The 18,196-nt window shown below is 69.7% G+C and carries 20 protein-coding genes; 11 read left to right on the top strand and 9 right to left on the bottom strand.

Annotated features, from left to right (window positions below):
* Positions 1 to 16 precede the first annotated feature (16 nt).
* Positions 17 to 748 carry a DedA family protein gene (locus tag ACWCO2_RS13425; RefSeq protein ID WP_450128018.1) on the bottom strand — a complete coding sequence of 244 codons (732 nt, stop codon included), beginning with the start codon at positions 746 to 748 and terminating at the stop codon, positions 17 to 19.
* Positions 749 to 949: 201 nt separating this feature from the next.
* On the opposite strand from ACWCO2_RS13425, the gene ACWCO2_RS13420 reads away from it, so the two are divergent.
* The 3 genes from ACWCO2_RS13420 (at position 950) to ACWCO2_RS13410 (ending at position 3,725) form a co-directional block, all read left to right on the top strand.
* Positions 950 to 1,639, top strand: coding sequence for a helix-turn-helix domain-containing protein (locus ACWCO2_RS13420; protein ID WP_450128017.1), 690 nt, complete (start codon positions 950 to 952; stop codon positions 1,637 to 1,639).
* 53 nt (positions 1,640 to 1,692) lie between these two features.
* Positions 1,693 to 2,580 carry a hypothetical protein gene (locus ACWCO2_RS13415; protein ID WP_450128016.1) on the top strand — a complete coding sequence of 296 codons (888 nt, stop codon included), beginning with the start codon at positions 1,693 to 1,695 and terminating at the stop codon, positions 2,578 to 2,580.
* 152 nt (positions 2,581 to 2,732) lie between these two features.
* Complete coding sequence (locus ACWCO2_RS13410) at positions 2,733 to 3,725, top strand: endonuclease/exonuclease/phosphatase family protein (RefSeq protein ID WP_450128015.1); 993 nt, start codon at positions 2,733 to 2,735, stop codon at positions 3,723 to 3,725.
* Positions 3,726 to 3,775: 50 nt separating this feature from the next.
* Here the strand turns inward: ACWCO2_RS13410 and ACWCO2_RS13405 are convergent, their stop codons facing one another.
* The 5 genes from ACWCO2_RS13405 to ACWCO2_RS13385 all read right to left on the bottom strand — a co-directional run bounded on the left by ACWCO2_RS13405 (position 3,776) and on the right by ACWCO2_RS13385 (position 8,470).
* Positions 3,776 to 4,084, bottom strand: a complete 309-nt coding sequence (locus ACWCO2_RS13405; protein ID WP_093156509.1) for an antibiotic biosynthesis monooxygenase family protein — start codon at positions 4,082 to 4,084, stop codon at positions 3,776 to 3,778.
* 43 nt (positions 4,085 to 4,127) lie between these two features.
* On the bottom strand, positions 4,128 to 6,068 hold the full coding sequence (locus tag ACWCO2_RS13400) for a YhgE/Pip family protein (RefSeq protein ID WP_450128014.1): 1,941 nt from the start codon (positions 6,066 to 6,068) through the stop codon (positions 4,128 to 4,130).
* On the bottom strand, positions 6,065 to 6,748 hold the full coding sequence (locus tag ACWCO2_RS13395) for an ATP-binding cassette domain-containing protein (protein WP_450128013.1): 684 nt from the start codon (positions 6,746 to 6,748) through the stop codon (positions 6,065 to 6,067). Before ACWCO2_RS13395 ends, ACWCO2_RS13400 begins: the two co-directional genes overlap by 4 nt.
* A gap of 301 nt (positions 6,749 to 7,049) precedes the next feature.
* Positions 7,050 to 7,565: a 2'-5' RNA ligase family protein gene (locus ACWCO2_RS13390; protein WP_450128012.1), complete on the bottom strand. Its 516-nt coding sequence runs from the start codon at positions 7,563 to 7,565 to the stop codon at positions 7,050 to 7,052.
* Positions 7,565 to 8,470, bottom strand: coding sequence for an A/G-specific adenine glycosylase (locus ACWCO2_RS13385; RefSeq protein WP_450128011.1), 906 nt, complete (start codon positions 8,468 to 8,470; stop codon positions 7,565 to 7,567). The genes ACWCO2_RS13390 and ACWCO2_RS13385 overlap by 1 nt, the downstream gene beginning before the upstream one ends.
* A gap of 170 nt (positions 8,471 to 8,640) precedes the next feature.
* Here ACWCO2_RS13385 and ACWCO2_RS13380 point away from each other — a divergent pair, with 170 nt between their 5' ends.
* The gene (locus tag ACWCO2_RS13380) at positions 8,641 to 9,216 is read left to right on the top strand and encodes a hypothetical protein (protein ID WP_450128010.1); all 576 of its coding nucleotides are present in this window, start codon (positions 8,641 to 8,643) and stop codon (positions 9,214 to 9,216) included.
* 38 nt (positions 9,217 to 9,254) lie between these two features.
* On the opposite strand, the gene disA is transcribed toward ACWCO2_RS13380, so the two are convergent.
* From disA to ACWCO2_RS13365, 3 genes are all read right to left on the bottom strand, one after another.
* Positions 9,255 to 10,361, bottom strand: a complete 1,107-nt coding sequence (disA, locus tag ACWCO2_RS13375) for a DNA integrity scanning diadenylate cyclase DisA (RefSeq protein WP_450128107.1) — start codon at positions 10,359 to 10,361, stop codon at positions 9,255 to 9,257.
* Positions 10,362 to 10,363: 2 nt separating this feature from the next.
* Positions 10,364 to 11,734 carry a DNA repair protein RadA gene (gene radA, locus ACWCO2_RS13370; protein WP_450128009.1) on the bottom strand — a complete coding sequence of 457 codons (1,371 nt, stop codon included), beginning with the start codon at positions 11,732 to 11,734 and terminating at the stop codon, positions 10,364 to 10,366.
* Between the two features lie 110 nt (positions 11,735 to 11,844).
* Positions 11,845 to 12,402, bottom strand: coding sequence for a hypothetical protein (locus tag ACWCO2_RS13365; protein WP_450128008.1), 558 nt, complete (start codon positions 12,400 to 12,402; stop codon positions 11,845 to 11,847).
* Between the two features lie 299 nt (positions 12,403 to 12,701).
* Here ACWCO2_RS13365 and ACWCO2_RS13360 point away from each other — a divergent pair, with 299 nt between their 5' ends.
* The 7 genes from ACWCO2_RS13360 (at position 12,702) to rlmB (ending at position 18,070) form a co-directional block, all read left to right on the top strand.
* Positions 12,702 to 13,190, top strand: a complete 489-nt coding sequence (locus tag ACWCO2_RS13360; protein ID WP_009947449.1) for a CarD family transcriptional regulator — start codon at positions 12,702 to 12,704, stop codon at positions 13,188 to 13,190.
* Positions 13,191 to 13,209: 19 nt separating this feature from the next.
* Positions 13,210 to 13,914 carry a 2-C-methyl-D-erythritol 4-phosphate cytidylyltransferase gene (ispD, locus tag ACWCO2_RS13355; RefSeq protein ID WP_450128007.1) on the top strand — a complete coding sequence of 235 codons (705 nt, stop codon included), beginning with the start codon at positions 13,210 to 13,212 and terminating at the stop codon, positions 13,912 to 13,914.
* A complete protein-coding gene (gene ispF / locus ACWCO2_RS13350; RefSeq protein WP_450128006.1) occupies positions 13,911 to 14,393 on the top strand; it encodes a 2-C-methyl-D-erythritol 2,4-cyclodiphosphate synthase in 483 nt (160 codons plus the stop codon). The genes ispD and ispF overlap by 4 nt, the downstream gene beginning before the upstream one ends.
* Before the next feature lie 110 nt (positions 14,394 to 14,503).
* Positions 14,504 to 14,704: a hypothetical protein gene (locus ACWCO2_RS13345; protein ID WP_450128005.1), complete on the top strand. Its 201-nt coding sequence runs from the start codon at positions 14,504 to 14,506 to the stop codon at positions 14,702 to 14,704.
* Positions 14,705 to 14,962: 258 nt separating this feature from the next.
* Positions 14,963 to 15,643, top strand: coding sequence for an HAD family hydrolase (locus ACWCO2_RS13340; RefSeq protein ID WP_450128004.1), 681 nt, complete (start codon positions 14,963 to 14,965; stop codon positions 15,641 to 15,643).
* A gap of 72 nt (positions 15,644 to 15,715) precedes the next feature.
* Complete coding sequence (gene cysS, locus ACWCO2_RS13335; RefSeq protein WP_450128003.1) at positions 15,716 to 17,110, top strand: cysteine--tRNA ligase; 1,395 nt, start codon at positions 15,716 to 15,718, stop codon at positions 17,108 to 17,110.
* 3 nt (positions 17,111 to 17,113) lie between these two features.
* The gene (gene rlmB / locus ACWCO2_RS13330) at positions 17,114 to 18,070 is read left to right on the top strand and encodes a 23S rRNA (guanosine(2251)-2'-O)-methyltransferase RlmB (RefSeq protein WP_450128002.1); all 957 of its coding nucleotides are present in this window, start codon (positions 17,114 to 17,116) and stop codon (positions 18,068 to 18,070) included.
* The last annotated feature ends 126 nt before the right edge of the window (positions 18,071 to 18,196 follow it).

Genomic DNA, 18,196 nt, shown 5'->3' with positions numbered 1-18,196 from the left:
TTCGTTCACCCCGGATTCAGCGGAGGCGGCGGATCTCGTCTGTGGGAGCGTCCGCGGAGACTCGGGCGAACTGGACCGTCGGGGCCTGGTCCGGCTGTGCTTCGGGAGTGCGGCGGTTGTTGCGGATTCGGATCGCCACGAAGGCGATTACCGCGAGGACTGCCAGGACCAGGACTGTCTTGGAGAAGATTCCGGCGTACTCCTCGACGAGGTACCAGCTCTCGCCCAGGAGATAACCCGCGGTGACGAAGATCGTGTTCCAGATCAGGCTGCCGAGGGTGGTGAACAGGGCGAACGTGCTCAGGCGCATGCGTTCGACGCCGGCCGGTAGCGAGATGAAGCTGCGGAACAGCGGGATCATGCGGCCGAAGAACACCGCCTTGACGCCGTGCTTGGCGAACCACGCTTCGGTCTTGTCGATGTCGGAGATCTTGACCAGCGGGAGCTTCGCCGCGATGGCGCGGGTGCGGTCGCGGCCCAGCGTGGCGCCGATGCCGTAGAGCGCGAGGGCGCCGATCAGGGAGCCGAGCGTGGTCCACAGGACCGCGCTGAAGATCGTCATGTCGCCCTGGCTGGCGGTGAACCCGGCCAGCGGGAGGATCACCTCGGACGGGATCGGCGGGAACAGGTTCTCCAGCGCGACGATGGCCCCGGCGCCGGGGCCGCCGAGCACTTCCATCACGGAGATCACCCAGGCGGTGAAGCCGGTCGGTTCGGCGGAGGTGGCGGCTAGCGTCGTCAGATCCATTCGAGCGGCTCCGTGTCGGGGGCGTGGCAATAGCGGAACGGTGATCGGCAATATGTCTGCTTCGCTCCATGATTCCAGCCATTCGGCGTACTCCGACCACACGGGCGGTGATCTGCGACACCGCTGAGTCGGCTGCTTCGGGAGTCCGCGCCGTCCTCACCGCGGTTCTACGATGGCCACGCGGGATGGAGGTGGACCGACGTGGCGAGCTACGCGGCACGGCGCGGCACCCGAACCGGCGTGACGATCTGGCGCGTGCGGCCGGACGGCCCGCGGCAGCACGTCGTCCCCGACGGCGTGCTGGACTTGATGTGGTTCCGGCACCGCCTCGTCGTGGCGGGAGCCGACACCCGGGCGACGGTCGTGGAGACTCGGCCGGACGAGGTGACGTGGGGTCTCCGGCTCGCCCCGGGCGTGGCGCACGCGCTGCTGGGCGTGCCCGTTCACGAGCTGACCGACCAGCGGGTCGAGCTGTCCGAACTCGTCACCCTCCCCGAGAACCGCGCCTGGTCCTTCGAGGCCGACCCGGGCGATGCGCTCGAGCAGGTCTTCGTCGACATGTGGACGAGGGCTGTTCCCGATCGCTCCGTCCTGCGCGTCGCGGCCTCGCTGGACCGCGCAGCTCGCGACGGCTTGAGCGTGCGGGAGACGGCGGAGCTCCACGGCCTCCCAGAACGGTCGTTGCGCAGGCTCAGCAACCGGCTCTTCGGCTACGGCCCCAAGTCGCTCGTGCAGATCCACCGCTTCCAGCGCGCACTCCACCTGGCGCGATCGGGGCTGCCGCTGAGCGAGGCCGCCGCGACCGCGGGCTACGTCGATCAGGCCCACTTCAACCGCGAGGCCAAGCGGCTCGCAGGGCAGACCCCCGCCGCGCTCACCCGCATCGCGTAGCCGTGGCCGATTCGTCCAAGCCGGACCAGGCCGGCAGGTAGCAGGGTTCTCGCATGACCATCGATCTGGGCCGGGCGAGGACGTTCATGACCTCGCACGCGAGAGTTCTCGACCGGCGGCGCTTCGAAGCCGTGACCACCAGCGGCGATGCCGCTCGCCAGGCGATCATCGGCGGGCTCGACGCCTACCGGAATCCCGACGGCGGCTACGGATGGGGGCTCGAACCGGACCTCCGCGCGCCGGAGAGCCAGCCCGGAGGTGCGCTGCACGCGTTCGAAGCGCTCGCGGATGCTGAAGCAGAATCCCCGCACGCCACGGCGCTCCTCGACTGGCTGAACGCGGTGACGCTCTCCGACGGTGGCCTGCCCTTCGCGCTACCGATCAGCGACCCCGCAGCGTGCGCCCCGTTCTGGGCCCAGGCGGACCCAGCGGAGTCGTCGCTGCAGATCACCGCCGCCGTGGTGGCGCAGGCACACCGTGTCGCGCACTGGGACGAGTCCGTCCGCGATCACCCGTGGCTGGAGACGGCGACGCGGTACTGCTTCGACGCGATCCGGCGGATCGAGGAAGCCCCCTTCGCCTACGTCCTCTCCTTCGCGCTCCAGCTCCTCGACATCGCCTCCGACACCCACCAGGAGGCGCGCGAGCTGCTCGACCACCTCGGGCAGTTCGTCCCGGATGACGGGGCGGTTGCCGTCGTCGGCGGAGCGGAGGGCGAGACCCTCCACCTCCTCGACTACGCGCCCGAACCCGGGCGCCCGGTCCGCGCCCTGCTCGACCCCGAAGCAGTGTCCGCGGACCTCGACCGACTGGAGCGGGGCCAGCTCCCGGACGGCGGGTGGGCGGTGGACTTCACCAGCTATTCGGACGCCGCGTCCCTGGAATGGCGCGGATGCACCACCGTCCGCGCCATCTCCGTGCTGCGCCGGAACGGACGCTGAGCCCGCCCATCTCGACTGGGAAGAGCTCTCCCACAACTTCCGAGAACAGGGAACCTCCTCGAGGGCTTGCGGATCCGAACGTCCACGGGGGTGCGGACGGGGCGCGCACGGTTCGCTGACAGGCTTGGCGAGTTGAACGACAGGAGGTCTCAGTGACCCGGACTTCGGCCGAGCTGGAAGAAGAGCAGCTGGAACGGCGCAAGCCCGGTGGCGGGGTGATCACCGCGCTGCTGGCCCTGGCAAGCCTCGGATTCCTCGCCTGGGCAGCGCTGCCGCTGGCCGGGATGGAGTTCGACCGCTACACCGTGGCGCTGGTGGCGCTGACCCCGTACGCGCTGCTGACCGGCGCGGTGATCGCGCTGTTCGCGCTCCTGCTGCGCCGCTGGTTGACGCTGCTGATCGTCGGTCTGGTGACGGTGATGCTGGCGTTCTCCGTCGTGCCGCGGGCCATTTCGAGTGCGACGCCGGCGCAGGGCGGCGTTGCGCTGCGCGTGCTGTCGATCAACGCCTACTTCGGTCAGGCGGACGCGGCGGCGATCGTGGATCTGGTGCGGCAGCACGAGGTCGACGTGCTCAGCATGCAGGAACTCACCCCGGAGCTGGTCGACCGGCTCGACGCCGCGGGGCTGGCAGAGGAACTGCCGCACCGGGTGTTCCACGCGGGCCCGATGGCGGACGGTTCCGGGATCGCTGCGCGCTACCCGCTGCGCGAACTGGACCTGCTGCCGAAGTCGACGCTCGCCCAGCCGACGGCGCTGCTGCAACGGCCGGGCAGCCCGCCGGTCGAGATCGTCTCGGTGCACCCGCTGTACCCGATGGGGCGCGACACCTACGACGTGTGGCGGCGGGAGCTGATCGACCTGGGCCAGCTGCAGCTGACCGGCACGCCCCGCGTGCTCGCGGGCGACTTCAACGCGACGCTCGACCACGTCCGGCTCGGCGACCTGATCGGCCGTGGCTACACCGACGCCGCTGCGGCCACCGGCTCGGGCCTGCACGCCACCTGGCCGGCGGGCTGGTTCCCGCCGCCGGTGGCGATCGACCACGTCCTCACCACGCCGGAGATCGCTCCGCAGTCCTTCGACGTCTTCCCGGTGAGCGGCGCCGACCACCGCGCGATCCTCGCGACCCTCGTCGTCAATTGAGCCCGTGAGTCCTTTGGGCTGCTCCAGCGGCCCAAAGGACTCACAGCTGGTCACTTCTCCGGGTAGGACTCCTGGACCAGCTCGAACTCCAGCAGGCTGGAGCCGGAGGCGACCGGGTTCTTCGCCTCGCCGGCGTGCGCGGCCTTCGCCGGGCCCGACGCCCAAGCCTGGAACGCCTCCTCGGATTCCCACTTCGTGTAGACGAAGTAGCGGTTGTCGCCCTTCACCGGACGCAGCAGCTCGAACCCGAGGAAGCCCGGAGCGCTGTCCACCGAACCGTGCCGAGAAGCGAACCGCTTCTCCAGCTCCGGACCAGCACCTTCGGGAACCTCGATCGCATTGATCTTCACAACAGCCATGTAGCCAGCCTACGAGCCCAACAGGGTGATCGGCGACCTCGCGCTACAGCTCGATCTGGGGGTGCAGGCGGGCCACCGACCAGGTGCGTTGGCGTTGGACGACCAGGGTGGTCAGGAGCAGGAAGATCACCAGGAATCCGCCGAGCACCACGGCGTCCTTCAGCAGGTTCTGCATCTCGCCGCCTGAGATCGTCACGCGCAGCCCGTCGACCAGGTAGCTCATCGGCAGGAACGGGTGCACCGCCTGGAACGGCACCGGCGCGGTCTCCATCGGGTACAGGCCGCCGGAGGCGGTGAGCTGGATGATCAGCAGCACCAGCGACAGCAGGTTGCCGACCGCGCCCAGCGAGGTGCGCAGGAAGTGGTCGATCGCCACGAACGCGAGCGCGGCCAATGAGATCAGCCCGAGCGTCCACCCCAGGTGCACCGGATCCAGCCCGAGCCCGAAGTCGACCACTGCGTACAGCACGAACCCGCCGATCACGCCCAACCCGGCGGCGGGCAGGAACCCGGCCAGCGCGATCGTCCACGCGTTCACCCGGTCCGCCATTGCCCGCTGGTTCACCGGCTTGAGCAGCAGGTACGCGAACAGGCCGAACACCCACAGCGCGATCGCGAAGAAGAACGGCGCCAGCCCGCGCCCGTAGACGTGCGCCGGGTTGATGTTCTCGTCGTGGATCTCGGTCGGCGAACCCAGCACGTCGGCGGCCTGAGCGACCTCGGTCGGGTTGGTCGGCGGGATCTTGCCCAGTGTGTCGTCGACCAGCCCCTGCAAGGACTTGGCGCCGTCGTTGAGCTGCCCGGCGCCGGTGCGCAGCACGCCGCTGCTCGCGACCAGTGTGTTCAGCCCGTTGGTGACGCCGTTGGTGCCACCGGACAGCTCCGACGTGCCCGCGCGCAGCGTGTCGGCCGGTGCGGTGATCGCGCGGACCTTGCTCTGCAGTGGGCCGAGGTTGTTCTGCAGCTCGAGCGCCTGCTGATTGGCGTCCTGCGCGGTCGTCAGCGCCTTCTTCGCATCGCCGTCGGCAGTGGACGCGGAGTCGGCGATTTTGCGGGAGGTGTCCAATGCGCGCTGGTAGACGGGGTCCTGCGAGAGGTCGGGGTGCCGCTGGCCGAGTTCCTCGACGGCCGCGCGCCCCTCGCTGGCCCGCTGCCTGAGGAACCCAGTGGTGGTCTTGATCGCGCTCAGGCTGCTGACCGCGGTGTTGCTCGCTTTGACCAGCGCGTTCACCGTTCCGGGCAGCTGCTCGGCGGTGAAGTCGGTGACGGCGTTGAGCTGCTGGTCCAGCTGGGCGCTGGCGTCCGCGATGCTCTGCACACCGCGCGCGATCTCGCCGGTCCCGTCCCGCACGCCGCCGAGGCCGGTGGTCAGCGCGTCCGTGCCCTGCTTGCTCAGCTCGGTGCCCTCGACCAGCTGCTTGGACGCCTCCGACGCCAGCTGCAGCTTCTCCCGCGCCTGATCCAGCTCGCCGTAGAGCGTGCGGGCGTAGGTGGTGTGCGCGGCGGCGTTGATCTGGTTCTGCAGCTCGGTCTTCACCGTGTCGGCCATGATCCCGACGATGAAGCCGTTCGCGTCGTTCTTGACGATGTTGAGCCTGGCCCGCTGCGGGTTGCGGTCCGCGGCGGTGGCCAGCTTGGCGCTGAAGTCCGCAGGCACCTCGATGGTGAAGTAGTAGGTGCCCTCCACCAGGCCGCGCCGGGCGTCGGCGGAGTCCACGAAGTGCCAGTCGAAGGTGTCGGTCGCCTTGATCTGCTGGACGAACTGCTCACCGGCGTTGATGCGCTCGCCGCGGCTGTCCACCGGCTGGTCGGAGTTCACCACCGCGACCGGGACCCGCCCCAACTTGCCATAGGGATCCCAGTTCGACCACAGGTACAGCGAGCCGTACAGCAGGGGGACCAGCACCAGCACCAGCGGAACCAGGCGGCGCAGCGGTCCGCGGAAGCGCCGCAGCTCCAGCCAGGCCAGGTTGAACGCTTTCACGGCGTGTCCTCCTCCAGCAGGTCGAAAATATCGGTGGGCAATTCCTCCAGCTCGAGCGCGGGGAGGTGGATCACCTCGACGTCCCCGGACGGTGCGTCGGTGGCGCTGGCCAGCACGGTCATCCCGGTCTGCGTCACCTCGTGCAGCGCGGCCCACACCTGCGCCCGCGACGCCATCGGCAGACCGACGTCGACGTCGTCGACGAGGATCCCGGCGGGCAAGGACGCGATCGTGAGCGCGATCGCGAGCAGTAGCTGATCGGCGGCGTGCAGTTCGCCGACCAGCGCGGATCGATCGGGGGCGAGTCCGACGAGGGAGAGCGCGGCGTCGATGTCGCGGTTGGGCGCACCGCTGATCAGATGGCGCTCCCGGATCGCCTCGCGCACCCGGTGCTGCTCCTCGAGCTCGTAGCCCGGCCGCAGCCGTGCCGGGCGGATCAGCTGCCGCACCGCTTTGGCCTGCGCGGGCAGCACGTGTCCGGAGACGTCGAGGTACCCGGTGATCAGGGGGAGACGACCGGACAGCGCGAGCAGCAACGAGGTCCGTCCGGTTCCTCCGGGACCGGCGACCACGGCGAGGGATCCGGAGGAGACCTCGAGGTCGAGGTTGGCGAACACGACGCCTTTCGGCCCCTTGGCGGCGATCCCGCGGCCGAGGATGCTCACGCCGTCGACATTCATGCGTCCTCCTGCCGTGCGCGGACTGCTGATCACAAAAATGGCGCCTCGCCCACCACTCGGCAACTCGTGATCGGCAACGATGTCCACTATGGACCAGATCTCCGCCGCTCCCAGGCGGACACGCGATTTCAATGGAACTCAGACGTGCGATTCCCCGCGGAAGTCCTCCACAGTCAGTACGACCTGTCCGCAGGTGTCGGCATGTCGTGATCCCGACACGCCGACGGGTCACAGTTTCAATTGAAACTGTGACCCGTCGTGGGTGGGTTTTGCAGTTTCAATTGAAACTGTGGTTCCGGGGTCAGCGGGTGAGGACGGTTTCGGTGTCTCCGGTGCGGGTGTCGACGATGGCGACTTCGCTGATCGCGGCGCGCACCGCCTCCGGAGGTTGCAGGGTGCGGAAGCCCGTGGCGAGTTGGTCTTCGGTGAGGCCCTGGGCGAGGGTGCAGTGCGGGATCCAGCCGCCCGGGAAGTAGTAGGCCGAGGGGTTCTGGACCCGGCCGGCCAGGGCGTCGTGGACCGCGGAGTGCACCGCGAGCAGCTCGGCGTCCACCACCGCACCCAGCAGCAGCGTCCGGTCCTCGCCGGGGAACGTGCCGAGGGTGTGCAGCCAGAGGTCCGGGATGGACAGCAGGTCCAGTTCCGCGCGGACCGCCTTGCGCGCGGCGGGCGGGATGCTTCCGGCTGCCGCCAGTGTCACGTGCGGGCGGTGCTTGCCGTTCGGGCTCGGCACGCCCGCGGCGTCCAGCCGCTGCCACAGGCCGCGGATCTCCGACTCCGTGCTGTCGTCGAAGAAGAACACCAGCGCGTGCGCCATCAGTGCTCTCCCGGCAGCGCGAAGCGGCCGTCGTCGGTCTGCTCGACGAGCCCGTCCACCAGCAGCGAGTCCAGGCAGCGGTCGCGCTGCCCGGCGTCCGACCACACCGCGTCCAGCTGCTCGCGCTGCACCGGACCAGTCGATCCGCGCAGCACGTCGAGCAGCTTGCCGCGCACCTGGCGGTCGGTGCCCGCGAACTTCTGCACCTTCTTCGGCGGGCCCGCGTAGGCCGGCCGCCCGGCGTGCTGCCAGGCGCAGTCGTGCGCGATCGGGCACGACTCGCACAGCGGCGAGCGCACCGTGCACACCACCTGTCCGAGCTCCATCAGAGCCGCGGAGAGCTGTGCAGCGGACGCATCATCGTCGGGGAGGAGGGCGTCGACGTCGTCGAGATCGCGCTTGGTCGACGGAGGGCCCGCGTCACCGGCGCCGTGCACGGCTCGCGCCACCACGCGCCGGACGTTCGTGTCGACCACCGGAGCGCGCTTGCCGTAGGCGAAGGCCGCCACCGCACGCGCGGTGTAGGCGCCGATGCCCGGCAGGGCCAGCAGGGTGTCGACGTCCGAGGGCACGACGTCGCCGTGCTCGACCGCGATGATCCCGGCGGCTTCGTGCAGGCGCAGCGCACGGCGCGGGTAGCCCAGCTTGCCCCAGGCGCGCACGACCTCGCCCTGCGGTTCGGCGGCCAGGTCGGAGGGGAGCGGCCAGCGGCGCATCCACTCCTCCCAGATCGGCTGGACCCGGTTGACCGGCGTCTGCTGCAGCATCGTCTCGCTGACCAGCACGCCCCATCCCGTGATGCCGGGAGCGCGCCACGGCAGCGGTCGGGCGGTGGCGGCGAACCAGTCGATCAGCTCGATCGGGTTCAGCGGCGGGGCAACGGGGTTCGCGGCGGAGGTCTTCATGGCACGGCCGATCCTGCCAGGCCCCCGGATCCGGTGAAAAGCCACGCCCAGCCAACCACGCTCTCACTCGGCCGGGTGACGACGTTGGAAGGGAAGATTTGACGAGCTGCACCTTATTGGGCGATCGACGATAGGACTGTTTGGAGTAGTCATCGCGCTACTGTCGGTCTGTGCTTGATCCGAACGGGCCGTTGTCGCCTGCGGTGTACTGGCGTCGCCGCGCGGTGGCGATCGCCGCTGCCCTGCTCGCGTTCGTCCTGCTCGTCTGGGGAGCGATAGCGCTCCTGGGCGGTTCGGAACCCCGGCCGCAGGCGGCACCGCCGCCGGTCGCGATAGCCGCGGACGAACCGCCGCCGCAGTGCCCGGACGACGCGATCCGGGTGGTCGCGGAACTGCCCCGTCCGGAGTTCAAGGCCGGCGACCGGGTCCCGATGAGCATCGTGATCACCAACGCGGGCGACCGGCCGTGCGTGCGCGACACCAACCGCACGCTGCGCGAGCTGACCGTGACCTCCCAGGCCGGCAAGCACGTGTGGTCCAGCAACGACTGCTACGCCGAGTCGACCAACGAGCAGCCGCTGCTCCAGCCAGGCCAGTCGGTCCGCAACGACGTCGAGTGGTCCGGCCTGACGTCCACCCAGGACTGCGCCCCCGATCAGCCCAAGGCGCCGGAGGGTCAGTACCAGGTGGTGGCCAAGCTCGCGTCCCTCAACAGCGCCCCGGCCGAGTTCCGTCTGACTCCCTGAGTCTCGGGAGTTCCCAACTTCAGGGAAATTCAGGAGCGTCAGGCGAACGGATCCACAATGGACGATTCGGCCAGGCGGGAGAGACCTTCGCGCGCCATGCGAGCTTGCGCGTCGCTGACGCCGCACACCTCGCGAAGTTCCTCCACCGTCGCGGCGAGAAGTCGTTGCAGAGATCCGAAGTGCCCCACCAGCTGGTGGCGAGCCGTTGCGGGCAAGCGAGGAATCCTGGCCAGGAGGCGGTAGCCGCGCGGGCTCAGATGCTGGTCCAGCGCTTCCGGCGTGTCCGGATATCCGAAGGCCCCGGCGATCGCCGTCAGGTCCAGCAGCTCGGTCGCAGCGAGCTTGCGCAGAGCCCTCTTCACCTGCTCCGACGTCGGCATCGCACCGCTGGTCGGCAGGTACTCGTGCACGATCAGCTCGCGGTCCAGATCGACGCCGTCGCGCGTGCCGTGCTTGGTGCGGGCATCGCGCAGCGGGCCGACCAGCTCGTCGAGCTGCAGCTCGATCAACCGACCGTCGCCGCCGAGCTCGACCACGTCGCCCTCGATCTCGTCGGCGATCCGCCGCACCATCTCCATGCGCTGCACGACGGTCATCGCGTCCCGAAGCGTCACGTAGTCCTCGATCTCCAGCGCCGACAGCGCCTGCGCGACCTCGGCCAGGCGCGCGGTGTAGCGCTCCAGCGTGGACAGGGCCTGGTTGGCGCGGGACAGGATCTCCGGCGATCCGATCAGCACGTGCCGGTGGCCCTGCGTGTAGACGCTGATGATGCTCATCGACTGGCTGACCGACACCGCCGGGTAGCCGGTCTGGATCGCGGTGCGCTCCGCCGTGCGGTGGCGGGTGCCGGACTCGTCGGTGGGCGTGCTCGCGTCGGGTACCAGGTGCACGTTCGCGCGCATGATCCGCCGCGCGTCGGTGGACAGCACCACCGCGCCGTCCATTTTGGACAGTTCGCGCAGCCGGGTGGCGCTGAACTCGATGTCCAGGTGGAAACCGCCGTCGCAGAGCGCTTCCACGGCCGGGTCGTAGCCGAGCACGATCAGCCCGCCCGTGCGGCCGCGCAGGATGCGCTCCAGGCCGTCGCGCAGGTCGGTGCCGGGAGCTAGCCGGGCCAGCGTGGCGCGCAGCGCCTCGTGGCTCATCGTCACCTCACGATCTTGAGCGCGTCGCCGATGTTCGACACGACCGTGGCCCGCACGCCCTTGGGCAGCGGACCCGAGTCCGGGGGCACCAGGGCACGGTCGAAGCCGAGCCGCGCGGCCTCGGCCAGCCGCCGCCCGACCCCGTTGACCCGGCGGATCTCGCCCGCCAGGCCCACCTCGCCGACCACGACCAGGTTCGGCGGCAGCGGTTTGCTCTTGCGCGAGGAGGCGATCGCCATCGCCACCGCGAGATCCGCGGCGGGTTCGCTGACCTTCTGCCCGCCGACCGTCGCGGCGAACACGTCGTACTCGCCGGTGGGGATCTTGCCGTGCTTGCCCAGCACGGCCAGCGTCATCGACACCCGCGCCGAGTCCAGCCCGCTGACCGACCGCCTCGGCATCGCCATCTGGGTCTGCATCAGCAGCGCCTGGACCTCCACCAGCAGCGGCCGCTTGCCCTCGACCATGACGGTCACCGCGGTGCCGTCGACCACCGACTCCTGCCGGTTGATGAACAACCCGGACGGGTCGGGCACCTCGGCGATGCCGTCGTCGCGCTGCTCGAAGCAGCCGACCTCGTCGGCGGGGCCGAACCGGTTCTTCACGCCGCGCAGCATCCGCAGCGCCGAGTGCCGGTCGCCCTCGAAGTGCAGCACCACGTCGACCAAGTGCTCGAGCACGCGCGGGCCGGCCACCGCGCCGTCCTTCGTGACGTGCCCGACCAGCACCACCGGCAGCCCGCGCTCCTTGGCCAGCGCCACCAGTGCGGTGGTGACCGCCCGGACCTGGGTGACGCCCCCGGGCGTGCCCTCGGCATCCGGGGACTGCACGGTCTGCACCGAGTCGACGATCAGCAGCCCGGGCCGCACGGCGTCGACGTGCCCGAGCACGGCGGACAGGTCGCTTTCCGCGCCGAGGAACAGCTGCGGGTGCACCGAATCCGTCCGCTCCGCGCGAAGACGCACCTGACCTGCGGATTCCTCGCCCGTGACGTACAGCGACGGGCCGCGAGCGGAGTTGGTGGCCCAGCGGTGGGCAACCTCCAGCAGGAGTGTGGACTTGCCCACACCCGGCTCGCCGGCCAGCAGCACGACCGCGCCGGGCACGATGCCGCCGCCGAGCACCCGGTCCAGCTCTCCGATACCGGTGGACACCGCGCGGGCCGAGTCCAGGTCGACCTCGGCGATCGGCCGCGCCGGGGTGGCCGGAGCACCGGCGCTGACCTTGGCCAACGCGGGTCTGGCCGGGGCGGCTTCCTCGACGGTGCCCCACGCCTGGCAGCTCGGGCAGCGCCCGACCCACTTGGCGACCTCGTGGCCGCAGTCGGCGCAGCGGTAAGCAGGGCGAGCGGCTTTGGCGTTCTTCGGCGGCACGAGGCCGAGGCTATCCGTCTACGCAGGCGCCGCGCCCGCGCGCCCTTCTAGCGGAAATGCGAATCGGGCCGCCCGCATCAGCGGACGGCCCGATTCGGTGAAGCTTGGAGTCAGTGCTCGCCACCGTGGTCCGGGCGTGCCGAGTGGTCGGTGCCGATCGGGACCTGGACGGTCACCTGGCCGGCGTTCTCGAACACGAAGGTCACCGGGACGGTCACACCAGCGGTGATGTCCTGCTTGAACCCGTTCAGCGTGATCTCGACCCGGCGCTCACCGCTGGTCTTGGTCAGCTCCGGGGAAGCGCCGACGGCGTGCAGCGCGGTGTAGCTCGGCAGCTCGGTGATGCCACTGACGGTGGCCGGCGCCGTGGTGTACGGGCTGGTGACCTCGACGAGCTTGTCGGCCGGGCCCTCGTTGGCCAGCACGACCTCGAGCGGGGCGGACGAACCGGCCGGGTACGACGTGCCAGCGGTCGGGAAGGTGAACATCGCATTGCGAACGGAGACCTGCTGGGCCTGGCCGTTGCCGCCGTTCACGGCGGCGACCTGCGTGTCGGTCTCGGTCACCTGACCGGCGCTGCACCCACCGAGGGCGACGATGGCGCCGATCCCGAGTGCGGCCGGAATCAACCGCAGGCGGAGGGCCTTGTGGTGCTGAGAGCGGCTCACGGTTGCAGCGTCCTTCCTGATTGCCGGACAACCACGTGGAGCTTAATGCCCCGTCCCCCGCAGGGGTGGCTCAGGGTCTTGCCGAGCTACGCATCGAGGGGCGCCGAGGCGCCGAACATTCGCTCGACATAGGTGTCCACTGTGGACGTTTTCAGTGGGCCGAAAGGTTCTTCCTTGCACGTTCGGGTGCCCTTTGTCAACCCCAGTCCATGGCTTGACCTGCGATTACGGCTGGTGGGCCGTCGAAGGCGAGTTGCCCGGCGTGGTAAAGTGGGCATAGCGAAAGGGGCAGAGGACACATGGTTTTCAAGGTCGGAGAGACCGTCGTCTACCCGCATCACGGTGCCGCGCTCATCGAAGCAATTGAGACTCGTGTGATCAAGGGCGAGGAGAAGCAGTACCTCGTCCTCAAGGTCGCGCAGGGCGACCTGACCGTGCGCGTTCCCGCGGACAACGCCGAGATCGTCGGTGTCCGGGACGTGGTCGGCCAGGAAGGTCTCGATCGAGTCTTCGACGTGCTGCGAGCCCCGCACACCGAAGAGCCGACGAACTGGTCTCGACGGTACAAGGCCAACCTGGAGAAGCTCGCCTCCGGCGATGTGAACAAGGTGGCCGAAGTGGTGCGCGACCTCTGGCGACGCGAGAAGGATCGTGGCCTGTCCGCAGGCGAGAAGCGAATGCTGGCGAAGGCCCGTCAGATCCTGGTGAGCGAGCTCGCGCTGGCTGAGGGCACTGACGAGGGCAAAGCGGAAACGCTTTTGGACGAAGTCCTCGCCACCGCGGTTTGATCATCGGAAACGATCGAGCGTGAGTGTTGTCGCGCTGGTCCCCGCGGCTGGTCGTGGGGTGCGCTTGGGGTTGGGGATGCCCAAGGCGCTGGTTCCGGTGAACGGTGAATCGTTGTTGTTGCGCGCGGTCCGCGGCCTGTTGGTCGCGGGCTGCGTGCAGCACGTCGTCGTAGCGGCCCCGCCCGACCAGGTCGAGCTGGTGGCCGCGGAATTGGCCGAGCTCCCGGCCGCGCACGTGGTGCCCGGGGGAGCGGAGCGAACTGATTCGGTGCGCATCGCGCTCGACGCCGTCGAGCAGGTCGCGCCGGACGCACGGGTCGTCCTGGTGCACGACGCCGCGCGCGCCTTCACGCCGTCTTCGGTGATCCAGGACGTCGTGCGCGCGGTCGAAGAGGGTGCTCCGGCGGTGATCCCGGTACTGCCGGTCTCGGACACGATCAAGCAGGTCGACGAGGCCGGTGATGTCGTGTCGACCGTGGATCGGTCCAAGCTCCGAGCGGTCCAGACCCCGCAGGGTTTCGCCATCGACGTGCTGCGCGAGGCGTATGCGGCCGCGGGCGACATCGCCACGGACGACGCTGGGCTCGTGGAGCGGATCGGCGGCAAGGTGCGGACCGTGGCCGGTCACCCGAACGCTCTGAAGATCACCACGGCGTTCGACCTGGCCATCGCTGAATCGGTGCTGGTCGAGGGCGCGCCGCAGAACACTGGAGAACTCGCGTGACCGAGCTGCTTCCCCGCGTCGGACAGGGCGTCGACGTCCACCCCGTGGAATCCGGCCGCGACTGCTGGGTCGCCGGCCTGCTCTGGGAGGGCGCGGACGGCTGCGCCGGTCACTCCGACGGCGACGTCGCCTCGCACGCGCTGTGCGACGCGCTGCTGTCGGCGGCCGGGCTGGGCGACCTCGGAGCCGTGTTCGGCACCGACGACGACCGCTGGGCCGGTGCGCACGGCGTCGACTTCCTGGCCGAGGTCCGGGACCGCGTCGCAGCGGCCGGTTTCCGCATCGGTAATGCGACGGTGCAGGTCATCGGCAACGCGCCGCGCATTGGCAAGCGCCGCGGAGAGGCTCAGCAGGTGCTTTCGGAAGCGATCGGAGCGCCGGTGTCGGTTTCCGGCACCACCTCCGACGGCCTCGGCCTTACCGGACGCGGCGAAGGCATCGCCGCCATCGCGACCGCACTCGTCTTTCCCGCAGCCTGAACCGAGGCCCGAGTAACGGGCGGGTAGCTGGGGTTACGGGCTGGCAGAGTCGGGGAAAATTCAGGGGCCGGGGTCTTAACGTCGGGGCCGGTGCGCGCGATATTCGAAGCATGGAGATCGAGCGGAACCGGTGGATGCGTCGGCTGCTCGTTGTGCAGCCGGTGGTGGTGTGGCCAGTGTCGTTCGTGCTGTGGTCCGGGGGCGGCGGACTCGGCTTGGCGCTGGCAGTGGTCCTGTTGTGGATGAGCGCGGCGATCTGCGTCGCGGGCATCGTCGTCCCGATGCGTGGTCAGCAGAGCCCTCGCTGCTGACCGTTCCCGGAATTCGGCGCCGTTCCCGGTGGTGCTGAGTCGTGCCCTGGTCTCGGGCAGTTTTAGGCAAAGCTGACCAGGGCATTCCGGGCACCTGCAGTCCAGGGAACGTCTGAGGTTCCGCTACCCGCACCGCCACGCAATACGAGTTCAAAAACAGGTTTTAGGCAAAACTGGCAATTCAACGCGGGTGGCTGGGCGGGTGAGCTTGGCCGCATGTCGGTGCTGGGGGGGTTCGGCGTGCTTACCTTGGGGCTCGTGACTCTGCGCGCGGTGCTCTTCGACTTCTCCGGCACGCTGTTCCGGCTTGAGGAAGATCCGTCCTGGTACGCCGATCTCACCGATGCCGACGGCGCCCCGTTCGACCTGGCCACCCAGGCCGAGATCATGCGGCGGATGACCGCGCCGACTACGCAGGTCGTCGAGCTCGGCGCCGAGTACCAGCACGCGTGGGACAACCGCGACCTCGACCCCGAGCTGCACCGCAAGGTCTACGTGGAGGTGCTGCGCAGCTCCGGCGTGCACGACGGTCAGGCCGAGGCGTTCTACAAGCGCGTGATCGATCCTGATTGCTGGACCGAGTACCCGGACGCCGCCGAGACGATGCGCCGGCTGCACGAGTCCGGGGTGAAGATCGGCGTGATCAGCAACATCGCCTTCGACATCCGTCCCGCTTTCGAGCGGATCGACATCGCCCGATACGTGGACGAGTTCCTGCTGTCCTACCTCGAAGGCGTGATCAAGCCGGACGCGAAGATCTTCCTGCGCGCCTGCGAACGCCTCGGTGTGGCGCCGGAGGAGGCGCTGATGGTCGGCGACAGCGAGGAAGCCGACGGTGCTGCTGAGGCGGTCGGTTGCCAGGTAGCGATCGTCGAACCGGAGCCCACCGCGCAGCGTCCGGACGCGCTGCTGGCGGCTGTTGGCGATCTGCTGCGCTGACCGTCATTACGGCCTTGACGTGACCGCCCCTGTCGTGATTGGGCGCGGACTGACCCCCGTACCATCGGGGTTGTGAGCCTGCACCTGCATGACACCGCGACCCGAACGACGCGCGAATTCCACCCGCGCTGCGACGGAGTGGCGTCGATCTATGTCTGTGGTGCCACCGTGCAGGGCGTCCCCCACGTCGGCCACGTCCGCAGCGGCCTGAACTTCGACGTGCTCCGCCGATGGTTGCAGCACCACGGCTACGACGCGCGCCTGGTCCGCAACGTCACCGACATCGACGACAAGATCCTCACCAAGGCGGCCGAGGCCGGTCGGCCCTGGTGGGAGTGGGCCGCCACGCACGAGCGCGCCTTCGAGCGGGCCTACGACCAGCTCGGCTGCCTGCCGCCGTCGGTGCTGCCCCGCGCGACCGGGCACGTCACGCAAATGGTCGACCTCATCCAGCGCCTGATGGACAAGGGCCACGCCTACGCCGCGGGCGGCGACGTCTACTTCTCCGTCGACTCCTACGCCGACCAGTACGGCAAGCTGTCCGGGCAGCGCCTCGACGAGGTGCAGCAGGGCGAGACGCTGGCCAGCGGCAAGCGCGACCCGCGCGACTTCACGCTGTGGAAGGCCGCCAAGCCGGGCGAGCCGAGCTGGCCGACGCCGTGGGGCAACGGCCGGCCGGGCTGGCACCTGGAGTGCTCGGCGATGGCCACCTTCTACCTGGGCAGCGAGTTCGACATCCACGGCGGCGGGCTGGACCTGGTCTTCCCGCACCACGAGAACGAGATGGCGCAGGCCAACGCGGCCGGTGACGGTTTCGCGCGGTACTGGATGCACAACGCCTGGGTGACGATGAGCGGCGAGAAGATGTCGAAGTCGCTCGGCAACGTGCTGTCCATCCCGGAGGTGCTGAAGCGGGCCCGGGCGGCCGAGCTGCGGTACTACCTGGTCACCCCGCACTACCGGTCGACCCTCGAGTTCTCCGAGGTCGGGCTGGCCGAGGCGGTGGCCACCTACCGCCGCATCGAGTCGTTCGTGCGGCGGGTCGGGCAGCGCGCCGGTGCCGTCGGGCACGGTGCGGTGTGCGCGGAGTTCGCCGCGGCGATGGACGACGACCTGTCGACGCCGCAGGCGATCGCGGCCGTGCACAACGTGGTCCGCGAGGGCAACGCAGCACTGGACCGCGGTGACGACGAGGCGGCCCGCGGCGCTGCGGCGTCGGTGCGGGCGATGACCGATGTGCTCGGGCTGGACCCGCTGTCCGAGCAGTGGGCCGAGGACTCCGGCGCGGACGATGCCGCGCAGCGCGCACTCGGCGACCTGATCGAGGCCATGCTGGAGCAGCGCAAGCAGGCCCGCGCGGAGCGCGACTTCGCCACCGCCGACCTGTTGCGCGACCGGTTGCAGGCCAGCGGGATTGCCGTCGAGGACACCCCCGACGGTCCGATGTGGACATTGAAAGACGGGTAACACGTGGCTGGCAACGACAAGCGCCGCGGCGGCATGCGCAAGACCAACAAGAAGGGCATGGTCGTCGGATCCGGCGGGCAGCGACGCAGGGGTCTGAAGGGCAAGGGCCCGACACCGAAGGCGGAGGAGCGCGTCAGCCACCCCGCGAAGAAGCGTGCTGACCAGCGCGCGAAGGCCGACCAGCAGCGCGCGAAGCGCCAGGCGGTCGCGGATTCGCAGCCCGAGCTGGTGTGCGGGCGGAACCCGGTGGTGGAGTGCATCCGCGCCGGTGTGCCCGCGAGCGGGCTGTACGTCGCGCAGGGCATCGAGATCGATGACCGGGTGAACGAAGCGGTCCGCGAGGCGAAGTCGCGCGGCATCTCGGTGGTCGACATCCCGCGCTTCGAGCTGGACCGGATGACGAACAACGCGATGCACCAGGGCCTCGCGCTGCAGGTGCCGCAGTACAAGTACGCGCACCCGGAGGACGTGCTGAAGGCGGCGCACGACTCCGGCATGCCGCCGCTGATCGTGGCGCTCGACGGTGTCACCGACCCGCGCAACCTCGGCGCGGTCATCCGCTCGGCGGCGGCCTTCGGCGCGCACGGCGTGATCGTGCCGCAGCGCCGCAGCGCTGGGATCACGGCCGTGGCCTGGCGAACCAGCGCGGGCACGGCGGCCAAGCTGCCGGTGGCCAAGGCGGTCAACCTGACCCGCACGCTCAAGGACCTCAAGAGCGAGGGCCTGATGGTGATTGGCCTCGACGCCGACGCTGACGTGACCTCGGACGAGCTGGAACTGGCGACCGGGCCGCTGGTCGTCGTCGTGGGCTCCGAGGGCCGCGGTCTGTCCCGCCTGGTCCGCGAGACCTGCGATCAGACGGTCTCGATCCCGATGGCCGGTGGCGTCGAATCCCTCAACGCCTCGGTTGCAGCCGGCGTGGTCCTCTCCGAGGTCGCCCGCCGCCGCCGAACTCGCTGACGACGTCCAGTCTTCCGACCTGACGCGATTTCATTGAGGTTTTTCCAGGCTCGTTTTGCGTGGCGGTGCGGGTGGCGGAACCTCAGGCGCCGCCTGGCTGCGGGATCCCGTTTTTATGTATGCCAA

This window comes from Saccharopolyspora sp. NPDC002376 (assembly GCF_053593195.1).
The sequence above is the reverse complement of the archived record's forward strand: the minus strand, read 5'-3'. Positions and strand labels throughout refer to the sequence as shown.

Excerpts from the sequence above, each read along its gene's own strand:
- ACWCO2_RS13425 (WP_450128018.1), bottom strand. The coding sequence starts at position 748 with ATGGATCTGACGACGCTAGCCGCCACCTCCGCCGAACCGACCGGCTTC.
- ACWCO2_RS13415 (WP_450128016.1), top strand. The coding sequence starts at position 1,693 with ATGACCATCGATCTGGGCCGGGCGAGGACGTTCATGACCTCGCACGCG.
- ACWCO2_RS13405 (WP_093156509.1), bottom strand. The coding sequence starts at position 4,084 with ATGGCTGTTGTGAAGATCAATGCGATCGAGGTTCCCGAAGGTGCTGGT.
- ACWCO2_RS13395 (WP_450128013.1), bottom strand. The coding sequence starts at position 6,748 with ATGAATGTCGACGGCGTGAGCATCCTCGGCCGCGGGATCGCCGCCAAG.
- ACWCO2_RS13390 (WP_450128012.1), bottom strand. The coding sequence starts at position 7,565 with ATGGCGCACGCGCTGGTGTTCTTCTTCGACGACAGCACGGAGTCGGAG.
- ACWCO2_RS13385 (WP_450128011.1), bottom strand. The coding sequence starts at position 8,470 with ATGAAGACCTCCGCCGCGAACCCCGTTGCCCCGCCGCTGAACCCGATC.
- disA (WP_450128107.1), bottom strand. The coding sequence starts at position 10,361 with ATGAGCCACGAGGCGCTGCGCGCCACGCTGGCCCGGCTAGCTCCCGGC.
- ACWCO2_RS13360 (WP_009947449.1), top strand. The coding sequence starts at position 12,702 with ATGGTTTTCAAGGTCGGAGAGACCGTCGTCTACCCGCATCACGGTGCC.
- ACWCO2_RS13345 (WP_450128005.1), top strand. The coding sequence starts at position 14,504 with ATGGAGATCGAGCGGAACCGGTGGATGCGTCGGCTGCTCGTTGTGCAG.